The organism is Novosphingobium sp. AAP83 (assembly GCF_001295795.1).
Classification (GTDB): domain Bacteria; phylum Pseudomonadota; class Alphaproteobacteria; order Sphingomonadales; family Sphingomonadaceae; genus Novosphingobium.
Genome location: NZ_LJHY01000012.1, coordinates 45,829 through 58,483, shown reverse-complemented (window position 1 = coordinate 58,483; position 12,655 = coordinate 45,829). Strand labels below are relative to the sequence as shown.

Genomic DNA, 12,655 nt, shown 5'->3' with positions numbered 1-12,655 from the left:
CCAAGCTGTCCCGATATGAATCAACCACAGTTTACACAGATCGAACACATCGATTGTGGTTAATACTTAATATGCCCCTTGCAGCGCCAGACTACCGGTAGGATGCGAATCAGGCACCAGCGATGCCGAGACTCGATGCCGCCTCGCGCAATTTGCGTGCAGCGGCGCTGTCATTGCGGAACGCGGCCAACCCCTTTTCCAAGGCTTGCGCTGCCTTCTTCGGCTCCCCCAACTGCACGCGGCTGCGCATCAGCATGATCCAGCCATCGGCGTTGGCAGGGTTGGCCAGCAGCTTTGCCTCCAGCCCGTCGACCATGCCGCGAATCATCGCCTCCTGCTGCCCCTTGGGCATTCCGGCAGCGGCTTTCATCTGTTCGGAACTGGGGCCGGGAATGCGGGCGGCGGCTTTTTGCGGGCCATCGGTGACGGTACCATTGGCCGGGCTGGCAAATTTGGCCTCTGCCAGGCGCTTTTCCACATCGATCTTGCGCTTTTCGCCCACGTTGCGGATCACCGCACGGATATCTTCGGCATAGGGCGCATCGGACGGGGTATCTTCGAGCAGTTTGAACCACGCGTTGATCGCTTGGCGCGGACGCCCCGAAAGATCGAGCGCCACGGCCTGAAAATAGCGGGCACGCGCATCTTTGGGATCAAGCTTGATCGCCTTGTCGAACGCTGCCTTGGCATCGCGCGGCATCTTGCCTTCTTCCTTGCTGGCAAGAACGAGTGCTTCGCCAAGGAACGACCATGTTTCGGCGTGTTCAGGATCAAGTTTGGTCGCCTGCTTCAACGCGGTGGCCGCTTCGGCAAAACGCTCGGTCTGGAAATAGGACCAGCCGAGCATACGCCAGCCTTCGGCATCATCGGGCTTTTCGGCCAGCTTTTTTTCCAGCTTGGCAATCACGTCATCAACCGAGGGCTCCTGGTTGGGTGTGACCGGCGGCGGGACAGCGGCGGGCGGCGGGGTTTCCGGCCCGCGCATTATCGCAACGCCACCTGCCCCGAGGGCAATCAGCGCGGCTGCCGCCAACGCAACCTTGCCATAACGCGAGCCTGTTTGCGCTTCGTCACGCTTGTCCGCTGGTGAAGGGAGCGGAGGCTGGGGCTCGGTCATGGGATACTCCTGTCGGGCGCTTCGGGCAGCACCGTCTGTGTTCTTGCGCATATCTTGCCAGACGGGTGCGTTGCAAGCAGTTGAACGGCCAGCGGCATCATCTGTCAGTCTACACGCAATTTGCGACTGGCAATGCCCGGCGCTTCGGCTAATGTCAGCAACATAAGGGGTCGCTACTCAGAAATTGGATAAAGACAGGCGTGGGGACACGCGCCATCTTTTCGCGCAACGCGGGGGGCGCATGCCGGTGGGCGAAGTTTTCAAAGTTGCGATTATCGGTTCGGGGCCTGCTGGGATGAGCGCGGCTGGCCGTGCAGCACAGCTTGGTCTGGCTCATGTCCTGCTGGAAAAGACCGATCACCTTTCGGACACGATCTTCAAGTATCAAAAGGGCAAGCACGTGATGGCCACGCCATCGCAGCTGATCTTGCGCTCCGATCAGGAATTTGATGCGGGCAAAAAAGAGGACATCCTCGACAAATGGAACCGGCGCACTGCCGAACTTGGCGTGAATGTGAAATTCAATGCCGATGTGAAATCGATCAAAGGCACCGGCCCTGCGATTGAAGGGTCTGTCCAGAAGATCGTCACCCGCGCGCGCGATGGATCAACCACCACGACAGAATTGCAACGCTATGCTCCGCCTTATGCCATCCAGTTGACCAGTGGCGAAACGGTGATGGCCGAGACTGTCGTTCTGGCCATCGGCACACAGGGCAACCCTAACCTGATGCGCTGCCCCGGCGGCGATTTGCCGCACGTGACCTATCAGCTTGATGATCCTTATGCCGTGCTGGACCAGCATATCATCGTGGTAGGCACAGGCGATGCCGGGATCGAGAATGCACGCGGGCTGGTTGAGGATCCTGCGCAGGGCAACACCGTCACCGTGCTGAACCGCAGCCAGAAATCCACCAACGTGCGTGAAAGTTTCGCCACGGCTAAGGAACCCAACGCCAAGGCGCTGGTCGAAGATGACGCGGCGGGCAAGCTGATGATCCGTTACGAGACTGAGACCAAAGCGGTTGAACCTGGCTGGATCACGCTTTCCACGCGCGATGGCGAAGAGCGTATCCGTTGTGACCGGATCATCGCGCGAATCGGCTCTGCGCCGCCGCGCGCCTTTGTCGAGGGCTGCGGCATCGAATTTGCCAGCGCTGACCGCCTCGCCTTCCCGACGCTGTCACCGCAGTTTGAATCGACCGCGCCCGGCATTTTCGTGATTGGCGCGCTGGCAGGCTATCCGCTGATCAAGCACTGCATGAATCAGGGCCACGATGTGGTCGAATTCATCAACGGCAACACCAGTCTGAAACCGGCTGACGAACCCTTGCTCGAAGCCAAGTTCGCCGATCTTCCGGGTAAGCGTTCAGTCAATGAGTGGCTCGAATTTCTGCAAAAGAACGTCGGCATCCTGCAAGGCATGACGACCTTGCAGTTGCGCGAATTCATGCTCGATTCCGAAGCGCGCGGCTATGCGGCGGGCGATGTGGTGTTTGAACGCAACGATCCGGGATCATCGCTGTTCGCGATTGCTTCGGGATCGGTCCACGTCCGCATCGATCCGAATGATCCGACAAAGGTCATCCCGATCCCTTCGGGCACGATCTTTGGCGAAGTGGGCCTGATTTCCGGGCGGCGGCGCGGGGCGACGATTGTGGCCGCAGAGGACACAGTCTGCGTTGAAATCAGCCGCAATGCCGCGCTGAAACTGCAAAGCCAGGTGCCCACGGCAAAGCGCGCGATCGAACGCATCTCGACCGAGCGCCAAATCCTGCAAATGTTTGGATCGGGGCTGACCAGCGCCGATGTGGCCGAAGTGGTGGAAACCGCCAAGATCATGTCTGTCCGCGCGGGCGATGCGGTGATCAAGGAGGGCGACGAGGACAAGGATGTCTATGTGATCCGCGTCGGATCGATGATCGTCGAAAAGGAGGTCGGCGGAAAGCCGGTGTTCCTGTCCTACCTTCCCGCCGGTTCCTATGTTGGTGAAATGGCGCTGATCGATGGCGGCCGCCGCACCGCCACGGTGCGCGCCGCGATCAAAAGCGAAGTGATCAAGATCGATGGTGAGGCCTTCGGTCGGGTATTGGCGGCAAAGCCTGCGCTGCTCGAACGTGCGCGCAAGGACATGGAAGTGCGCCGCGCGACGAATGCCTTTATCGAATCGAAGAAGGACAGCTTCTCCGGCATCGTCGATCTCTATTCCGAACAGGCCAAGTTCCTTGTCAGCCAAGGACTTGGCGAGGCGACCGACGTTTTGCTGATTGATGAACGGCTCTGCGTGGGTTGCGACAATTGCGAAAAGGCCTGCGCCGATAGCCACGATGGCCTGTCGCGGCTGGACCGTGAGGCCGGCAAGAGCTTTGCGCATCTGCATGTGCCCACATCGTGCCGCCACTGCGAACATCCGCACTGCATGGCCGATTGTCCGCCCAATGCGATCAAGCGCGGGCCGGACGGCGAAGTGTTCATCAACGATACCTGCATCGGCTGCGGCAATTGCCAGCGCAATTGCCCTTACGGCGTGATCCGCATGGACAAAGTGCCGCCCAAAAAGCCGTCACTGCTGAACTGGCTGTTCTTCGGATCAGGGCCGGGACCGGGTGAGCCGCCCTACAAGTGGTCAAAAAAGAACACCAAATACACCGGCGATCCGGCGGTGGACGAGCTGCTTGACCGCAAGAAAGCGATCAAGTGCGACATGTGTGCCGGGATCGAAGGCGGCCCCAGTTGCGTGCGCGCTTGCCCGACGGGAGCTGCCATCCGCGTATCGCCGGACGAGTTCCTGACCGTTTCGCGCCTCGAAAACGAAGGGGCCTGAGGCCGTGGCCAGCATCGCACCCAAAAAGCGCACCGGGGCCAGCCGCGCGCGCACCAGCACGCACGAAGGTTTCCTGCGCCACAACAACGGGTTCTGGGGCAAACTTTCCGCCGCCATCGCGCTAGGCCTGATGGCGCTCTATATCTTCGTACCGCTCCCGGGCCAACACTTCGGATCAAGCTGGCTGGGCTATACTTTGGGTACGATCGGCGCGCTGCTGATCTTGTGGCTGACCATGCTGGGCATGCGCAAACGCGCGATCACACCCGGACGGTGGAGCCTTAAGGCGTGGACCAGCGCGCATGTTTACCTCGGCCTGTGCCTCACCGTGATCGGCACGCTGCATTCTGGCTTTCACTTTGGCTGGAACGTGCACACACTGGCATGGGCGCTGATGCTGTTGGTGATTGCCACGGGCATTTTCGGCATCTGGATCTATGCCACCGCACCGCGCGCGCTATCGGCCAACCGCTATGACGATGAAGGCGCGATTACCGAAAAGCAGATGATCGAAGCGATCCGGTCATTGGACCGGCAGATTCACGACGCCGCCCAAACGCTTGATCCGCAAAGCGCGGCTCTGGTCAATCTCAGCCTCGAAGAGGACGCGTTCACCGGCTCGTTCTGGAACCGCGTGACCGGCAATTATCCCAAATGCGCCACGCGCCATGCCGCTGCCGAATTGCGCCTCATCCGCACCTATCAGCCGCGTGTGGGCGATGATCCGGCAGACAAGGTCGATGCATTGCTCACCCGCAAAGAGGCCATGCTCGGGCGGATGCGACGACATTTGAAACTGAAATCATGGTTGCAGGCATGGCTCTATATCCACGTGCCCGTCACCTTCGCGCTGATTGCGGCGCTCTCCGCCCATATCGTCAGCGTCTTCTTCTACTGGTGAGCGATCAATGAGCTTTCTTGTCCGCCAGATCGCGCTCAAATCCAGTGGTGAGGAGATCGTGCGTCCCTCGACCATCGAGGGTGCCGAACTGATCATTGGCCGCGATGCGGCATCAGCCATTCACCTGCCCGACCTTGCGGTTGATCCGCGCCACGCCCGGGTAAAACAAGCCGCCGATGGCAGCCTGACCATCACCTCGGTTGGCGAACTGGCGTTCGACGTGAACGGCAGGTCAAACACGCAAGCTACGCTTGATCCGGTTGTCGGCGCCGAATTGGGCTTTGGCGGCCACCGCATTACCCTGTCGCGCGATAGTGAAACGGGCTTGCCCACGTTCACCGTGCGGCGGGTGGAAGCCGTTTCGGATTCCGCCGAAGACAAGGACGTCACCACTGCCTACACGCTCAAAGGCCTGCTGCCGGGCAAGCGGATATCGGCGTGGAGCTTTGCGATCCTGGTCCTGATCGCGTTTCTGGCCTTCCCGATCTACAGCTACGTCACGTATAAACCCTTGGCGATGCAAGAAAAGGCGCGCCGCCCCGATAGCTTTCATGCAGACCAGACGTGGTCCTCCGGCCCCTTGAGCGCGGCCCATAAAAACCTCGGCGGTGATTGCCAAGCGTGCCACACCGAGGCCTTCGTTGCCGTGACCGATAACGCCTGCCTGACATGCCACACCAAGGACGCGCACGATCACATCGCCGACAAATCGCGCCTGTTGAAAGCGCGCGGTGACCCCACCGGCATGGCCGCGCTGCAACGTGTTGTAGCGACAGCTTTTAACCGTCCGGCAGGCAGATGTGTCGATTGTCACACAGAACATGAGGGTGAGGGCGCTATGCCTGCCACCCAGGAGAAATTCTGCGCCGATTGCCACAACGGGATGAAAGGTCGCTTGCCCGATACGAAGATCGCCGATGCCGCCGATTTCGGGACGGCCCATCCCCAGTTCAAGCCGATGATCATCAGCGGCATGAACGGGGCCAAACCTGTGTTCACGCGCGCCGATTGGTCGCCTTCCTTGCAGGAAAACAACGGGTTGAAGTTCACCCACGGCCAGCATCTGTCAAAGACCAACGGCATTGCCCAGATGGTCCGCCGCATGCCCGGCCAATTCACGGGCAGCGAAGCGCTCGATTGCAAGGATTGCCACCAGTCCGATTCCACCGGAACGCGGTTCGAGCCTGTCGAGATGGAAGATTCTTGCCAGTCCTGCCACTCCCTCAGCTTCGACCAGATCGGCGGCACCTTCCGCACGCTGCGCCATGGGGAACCTGAGCAGGTGGTTGCAGAATTGCGCTCGTTCTATCGTGGCGGCGCGCCTGCGCGCCCGGCCACCCTGTCCGGTCTTGCCCGCCGCGTGCCCGGCGATGCTGCGGCGCGCTCAACCGCTGCCGATTATGCGCGCGCCGTGCGGTTCTATCCGACACGTGCCGAACAGGCCGTGGCGCAAGTCTTCTCAAACGGCGGGATGTGCTATGATTGCCATACGGTAACGCGTGGCGGCACTGCGGCCAGCGGCGGCTTTGCGGTGCAACAGGTGGCGCAGAACGCGCGCTATTACCAAAAGGGCTGGTTTGATCATAAGCCGCACAACAAAAGCGATTGCGCCGATTGCCACACGCAAGCGACCACATCGAACAAGGCCAGTGATCTGCTCGTGCCCGGGATTGACGGTAAAGGCGGCTGCCGCACCTGCCATGTCGGCGGAGATGGAGCGAAGCTTACGACGGCTTCAGTAAAGGACCCTGTCGATTCTTCCTGCGCGATGTGTCATTCCTATCACATGGATACAGACGCGCCGTGGGCGCCAAAGAAAGACCGGAAGAAAGATGTCGCGCAGACTGTGGCCGTGGCGGATCGCCCGCGGTTCCCGGTCAAACTGCACTAAAGCTTTGGCGGGGAACCATGCTGATTGCACAGGTTACGGATATACATCTGGGGTTCGAACCTGATTCCCCGGGTGAATTCAACCGGCAGCGGCTTGACCGCGTGCTGGACCACCTGGCGACGATGGAGCCCCGCCCTGATTTGCTGCTGGCCACAGGCGATTTGATCGACCGGGGGGACCGCCCCAGTTATGAACGCCTGCGCGAGGCGTTTTCGGTGATCCCCTTCCCCGTCTATTACGCAATGGGCAATCACGACGAACGCGGCACTTTTGCCGATGTCTTTCCCGAAGCCACGTTTGACGGCGGCTTCCTGCAATATGTCATCGAAGGTGGACCGCTACGGATCATCGTGATCGATACGCTCGAAGAAGGCCGCCATGGCGGTGCCTTTTGCGAAGCGCGCGCTAACTGGCTGAACGCGCGGCTGGATGAAGCGGTTGATGCGCCCACCCTGCTCGTGCAGCACCACCCGCCGGTCGAGGTCGGCATACCGTGGATGAACACCGACCCGGCTGAACCTTGGGTCGAACGGCTTGGCCAATGCTTGCGCAACCGCAGCAATGTGGTGGGCGTCGTCTGCGGCCACATCCACCGCGCCATTACAACGGCGTGGGAAGGCACAGTCGTCGCCACATGTCCGTCAACCGCGCCACAAGTTGCGCTCGATCTGCGCGCAATTGACCCTGATGTGCCCGATCATCGCCACCTGATCGTTGCCGATGCGCCGGGATTTGCGCTGCATTGGTTCAACGGGCGCGAACTGATCACGCATTGGGACACGGCAGAAGATCATCAGGTCCTCGCCCGCTATGACGCCAATCTGCAAGGCATGATCCAGCACATGCTGGCAGAGCGGCCCCAAACTCAAGCTTAACGCACTGATTCTCAGCGCACTCCGGCCAGCGTCTTCTGGCGGCGGCGCTGCACCGAACTGCCAAGGCCGATAGCTTCTCGATATTTGGCCACCGTGCGGCGGGCCAGATCGAATCCTTTGGCTTTCAACAGATCAACCAGCGCATCGTCCGATAGCACCGCCTTGGGATCTTCTGCATCGATCAACTGGCGGATAGAGGCCTTCACTGCCTCAGCCGAAGCGCCTTCGCCATCGGAAGAGCCCACGCCCGAGGTGAAGAAGTATTTGAGTTCAAACGTCCCGCGATCACAGTGCAGGTACTTGTTCGAGGTGACGCGGCTGACGGTGGATTCGTGCATCGCGATCTCATCGGCCACGGTTTTGAGCGTCAGCGGGCGAAGATGGGCCACGCCATGCCGGAAGAAGCCGTCCTGCTGTTTGACGATTTCAGCCGCCACTTTCAGGATGGTTTTCTGCCGCTGATCCAATGCTTTAAGCAGCCAGTTGGCATCGGCCAGCTTCTCACCCAGCCACGCCTTGGCATCCTTGGACACGCAGGCTCCGCGCATTTCAACATAATAGCTGCGGTTGACGATCAGACGCGGCAGGGTTGCCTGATTAATCGATATGTCCCAGCCGCCATCCTTACCCGCGCGTATGAGTAGATCGGGCACCACCGCCTCGCCCATGCCACCGCCAAAGCGCAGGCCGGGGCGCGGATCATAGCTGCGCAATTCGGCCAGCATATCGGCAAAGTCTTCGTCATCGACATGGCAAAGCCGCTTGAGCCGAGCGATTTCGCCGCGCGCCAACAGTTCCAGATTATCGATCAACCGCGCCATGCAGGGGTCGTAACGGTCGGCTTCTTTGGCCTGAAGTGCGATGCATTCGGCCAGATTGCGCGCGCCAACACCGGTGGGATCGAGCGACTGCACCAGCCTCAAGGCGCGTTCGACCACCGCCATGGCAAGGCCAAGCGCGGTACAGGCCTCGCTAAGCGGGATCGTCAGATAGCCTGCCTCGTCGATCTGGTCGATCAGCCAGCGTGCGATGAACAGGATCTGGGTATCGGATGTGGTTGCGCCGATTTGCGCGTGGAGATGTTCTGCGAGCGTTCGCTCAAGCCCGCCACGCTCGTCAATATCGGGGCCTTCGCCGCCGCTGCTGGTAAACTCGCGGGCCGAGGAAAGATCGCTCAACCCTCCATCGCCTGTGTCCCGGTCACGGTCGAGCGCGCTGACATCGATATCGAGCGGGCGGTCTTCTGCTACGCGCCCTTCGGCGACGAGTTGATCGACAGGCGAGGTTTCAAGGTGGGTGCGGCGCAGATCTTCGGGCATGGCCTCCACCGCTTCGGGTGGGGCAGTTTCACCGATTTCGAGCAAGGGGTTGGCGTCCATCGCTTCGCCGATGAACGTCTCGACCTCTAGGTTCGACAGCGCCAGCAGCTTGATCGCCTGCTGCAATTGCGGCGTCATCACCAGTGACTGCGATTGCCGAAGATCCAGTCTTGGGCCGAGCGCCATGATCTAAATCCCCCCCGGGCGCAGCATCAGAGCGTAAAGCCCTCGCCAAGATAGAGGCGGCGCACATTGGCATCGGCCACCAGCGCTTCGGGGCTGCCCGCAAACAGTACCTGCCCTCCATAGATGATGCAGGCGCGGTCCACGATGTCGAGCGTTTCACGCACGTTGTGATCGGTGATCAAAACGCCAATCCCGCGGCCCGACAGATCTTTCACCAAATGGCGAATGTCGCTGATGGAAAGCGGATCGATCCCGGCAAACGGTTCATCGAGCAGGATGATCGAAGGCCGCGCTGCCAGCGCGCGGGCAATTTCGCAACGGCGGCGTTCCCCGCCCGATAATGCCATCGCCGCGCTGGAACGCAGCCGCGTCAGGCCGAATTCATCGAGCAGACGCTCAAGCTCCGCCGCCCGCGTCGCCTTGTCCGGTTCAATCAGCTCGAGCACGGTGGCGATATTCTGCTCAACCGTCATACCCCGGAAAATCGAGGTTTCCTGGGGCAAATAGCCAAGGCCCAGCACCGACCGGCGGTACATCGGCAGCTTGGTGATATCGACGCCATCCAGCAGGATACGGCCCGAATCGGGGCGGACCAGCCCCATGATCGAATAGAAGCACGTGGTCTTGCCCGCGCCATTGGGGCCAAGCAGGCCCAGCACTTCACCCTTGCCGACCGACAGCGAGATATCGCTCAGGACTGCGCGTTTGTCATAGGACTTGGCGATCGAGACGACCTCAAGCCCGCCCTGCGGGATGGGCGGCGCGGCGTTTGCAGCACTTGGGACAGCAACTGGGGCGTCTTGGGTCAAGGTCATCGGTTCAGTCTTTTCGCAAGATACAGGCTATTCTACGGGCTCAGACCACACTCATTAGCGCTTCGTTTTCATGCCGCAAACCCGCCAAAAGCAAACTGGCAGGATTTATGCATGGGGCACCCTATGTCCTAAGCCGGGAAGGTTAGCGCAGAATTAACCTTGCAGTGAATTGTGACGCATGATTTACTGTTGTGGGATAAGGATCAAACACAAGGAAGCGCCATGGATAAGGCCCTCCAATCAGAACAACCAACGGCCCAGCCAACGGCCGGGGCGCACAAGCTCGATTGGCGCAAGAAGATGAGCGACAATGTCGCTTATGGTCTGCTGGTCTATACCGGCCTTCAAATCTTTGTGACGATGCACGAAATCCAGGGCACAAGCGCATCAATCTTGCCGCTTTTCGTGCTAGTCGTGCTGGTGGCTGCGATCATTCCGCTGTTCCGCAATTTTGAACGCCGCTGGGAACACCTGACTGACGAACAAGCCCATAATCCAGGGTTCAAGGCTGCTTTCCGCCGCGATCAAGTGCGCGTTTGGCTGCTCGCCGCAGTTCTTCCTTTTGTGATTACCGGTCTGTTCAGGCTGCTCAGCGTCCTGTTCTGATCCAATGATTGCCCCCGCCCCAAGCGGGCGCTAGACCGCGCAGCCTAAACGCTTGCGAAAGGTCTGTTCATGCTGTCACCCGCCGAAGCTCAGGAGCGCTGCGAAGCCCTGATCGAGCGTGCGCGCCGCGCCGGGGCCGATGCAGGCGACGCCATCTATGTCGCCAGTGCTTCCGAATCGGTACAAGTGCGCCTTGGCGCGCTGGAAGATGTCGAGCGGTCTGAATCCGAACACATTGGCCTGCGCGTCTTTGCAGGTGGTGCCTCTGCCTCTATCGGATCGACCGATCTTGGCGATGCAGCGCTGGATGAACTGGCCAGCCGCGCGGTGGCGATGGCCCGTTTGGCGCCCGCAGATAAATTTGCAGGACTTGCGCCCGAAGATATGCTGCTGCGCGATGCCGCGCCCGAACTTGATCTTGATGATCTGACCGAGCGCAGCCCGGCAGAGCTGCGCCGTCTTGCCGAAGAAGCCGAAGATGCCGCGCGCAGCATCGCGGGCGTCACCAACAGCGAGGGCGCAGGTGCAAGCGCGGGGCGCGGGTTGTTTGCGCTGGCCACCAGCCACGGCTTTTCCGGAGGCTATGCCGCATCCAGCCATAGCATCTCGGCCAGCGTGGTTGCGGGCGAAGGCAGCACGATGCAGCGCGATTATTCTTGGCGCAGCACCCGCCATGTGGCCGATCTGAAAGGCCCTGCCGACATCGGGCGCGAGGCGGGGGAGCGCGCGGTATCGCGGCTGAACCCCGGACGCGTGAAGAGCGGGCAAGTGCCGGTGGTGTTCGATCCGCGCGTGGGCAATTCGCTGATTGGCCATCTGATCGGCGCGATGTCGGGCGCATCAATCGCGCGGCGCGCCAGTTTCCTGCTAGATCGCGATGAACAGCAATTGTTCGATAGCAGCATTACCATCACAGATAATCCCCACGTGCGGCGCGGCATGCGTTCGCGCCCGTTCGATGGCGAGGGCCTGCCAACGGGCCAGCGCAATTTGGTGGAAGGCGGACGGATCACCGGCTGGCTTATGGATTCTGCCGTCGCGCGCCAGCTTGGCAACCATCCGACCGGCCACGCATCGCGCGGATCATCCGGCCCGCCCCACGTCACGGCCAGCAATGTCGTGCTTTGTGCAGGCACGCTGGCCCCGGCAGAACTGATGGCCGATATTGCCGACGGCGTTTATGTGACCGAGCTGATCGGCCACGGCGTCAATGGTGTGACCGGTGATTACAGCCGGGGTGCTTCCGGATTCCGTATCGTCAATGGCGAACTGGCCGGAGCGATTGCGGAATTCACCGTTGCGGGCAACCTGATCGATATGTTCGCCGCGCTGACCGCTGCCAACGATCTGGAAATCTTTCGCGGGATTGATGTGCCGACACTGCGCGTGGACGGCATGAGCATCGCAGGCGATTGATAGAAAAACAAAAAGGCCGCCAAGTCCTGTGAACTTGGCGGCCTTTTGTGCAAATCCGAAGCGGATCAGGCGGGCTTTTCAGCCTTGGCGCGTTCAATCGCTTCGATGGTGATGCGACGGGCGTCATCTGCGCCACCCCAAGTGCCAACGCGAACCCACTTATCCTTTTCCAGGTCCTTGTAGTGGGTGAAGAAGTGTTCGATCTGCTGCATGACGATTTCAGGCAGATCTTCACGTTCCTTCACGTCCGAATAATACGGGAAGGTTGAATCGACCGGTACGCAGACCAGCTTTTCATCGCCGCCATGTTCGTCTTCAAGGTTCAGCACGGCAATCGGACGGGCGCGGACGACCGAGCCTGCCAGAAACGGCGAGCGGGCAATCACCAGCGCATCAAGCGGATCGCCATCGGGCGAAAGCGTGTGCGGCACGAAACCGTAGTTTGCAGGATAGCGCATCGGGGTGTGCAGGATACGGTCAACGAATAGCGCGCCCGAAGCCTTGTCGAATTCATACTTCACCGGCTCACCGCCGATGGGAACTTCGATGACTACGTTGAGGCTTTCCGGCGGATTGTCACCGGTAGGGATCATGTCGATACGCATGTGTTCGGCCTGTATGATTATGGGACGGGATAACTTCGCCACTAGCGAAGGCACTGCCATACAGCAACACAACTTATGGTATGGTTAATGTTTACCAAAT

The 12,655-nt window shown here is 60.4% G+C and carries 10 protein-coding genes; 6 read left to right on the top strand and 4 right to left on the bottom strand.

Features of this window, described 5'->3' with window-relative positions:
* Positions 1-109 precede the first annotated feature (109 nt).
* A complete protein-coding gene (locus tag IP81_RS06315; RefSeq protein ID WP_054107182.1) occupies positions 110-1,117 on the bottom strand; it encodes a tetratricopeptide repeat protein in 1,008 nt (335 codons plus the stop codon).
* Positions 1,118-1,358: 241 nt separating this feature from the next.
* On the opposite strand from IP81_RS06315, the gene IP81_RS06310 reads away from it, so the two are divergent.
* The 4 genes from IP81_RS06310 to IP81_RS06295 are packed head-to-tail and all read left to right on the top strand — an operon-like array spanning position 1,359 to position 7,608.
* Entirely contained in the window at positions 1,359-3,941 is a 2,583-nt protein-coding gene (locus tag IP81_RS06310) for a cyclic nucleotide-binding domain-containing protein (RefSeq protein WP_054107141.1), read from the top strand.
* Between the two features lie 4 nt (positions 3,942-3,945).
* Entirely contained in the window at positions 3,946-4,842 is an 897-nt protein-coding gene (locus IP81_RS06305) for a hypothetical protein (protein WP_054107140.1), read from the top strand.
* Positions 4,843-4,849: 7 nt separating this feature from the next.
* Positions 4,850-6,733: a cytochrome c3 family protein gene (locus IP81_RS06300; RefSeq protein ID WP_054107139.1), complete on the top strand. Its 1,884-nt coding sequence runs from the start codon at positions 4,850-4,852 to the stop codon at positions 6,731-6,733.
* A gap of 17 nt (positions 6,734-6,750) precedes the next feature.
* The gene (locus IP81_RS06295; RefSeq protein ID WP_054107138.1) at positions 6,751-7,608 is read left to right on the top strand and encodes a phosphodiesterase; all 858 of its coding nucleotides are present in this window, start codon (positions 6,751-6,753) and stop codon (positions 7,606-7,608) included.
* A gap of 11 nt (positions 7,609-7,619) precedes the next feature.
* Here the strand turns inward: IP81_RS06295 and rpoN are convergent, their stop codons facing one another.
* Both rpoN and lptB read right to left on the bottom strand, forming a co-directional pair.
* Positions 7,620-9,113 (bottom strand): RNA polymerase factor sigma-54, encoded by a 1,494-nt coding sequence (gene rpoN, locus IP81_RS06290; protein ID WP_054107137.1) that lies wholly within the window; start codon positions 9,111-9,113, stop codon positions 7,620-7,622.
* A gap of 26 nt (positions 9,114-9,139) precedes the next feature.
* A complete protein-coding gene (gene lptB, locus IP81_RS06285) occupies positions 9,140-9,928 on the bottom strand; it encodes an LPS export ABC transporter ATP-binding protein (RefSeq protein ID WP_054107136.1) in 789 nt (262 codons plus the stop codon).
* A gap of 222 nt (positions 9,929-10,150) precedes the next feature.
* Here lptB and IP81_RS06280 point away from each other — a divergent pair, with 222 nt between their 5' ends.
* On the top strand, positions 10,151-10,534 hold the full coding sequence (locus tag IP81_RS06280; protein ID WP_054107181.1) for a hypothetical protein: 384 nt from the start codon (positions 10,151-10,153) through the stop codon (positions 10,532-10,534).
* A 69-nt stretch (positions 10,535-10,603) separates the two neighbouring features.
* On the top strand, positions 10,604-11,950 hold the full coding sequence (locus IP81_RS06275; RefSeq protein WP_054107135.1) for a TldD/PmbA family protein: 1,347 nt from the start codon (positions 10,604-10,606) through the stop codon (positions 11,948-11,950).
* A gap of 65 nt (positions 11,951-12,015) precedes the next feature.
* Here IP81_RS06275 and ppa read toward each other — a convergent pair whose 3' ends face one another.
* Complete coding sequence (ppa, locus tag IP81_RS06270) at positions 12,016-12,555, bottom strand: inorganic diphosphatase (protein ID WP_054107180.1); 540 nt, start codon at positions 12,553-12,555, stop codon at positions 12,016-12,018.
* Positions 12,556-12,655: the final 100 nt, after the last annotated feature.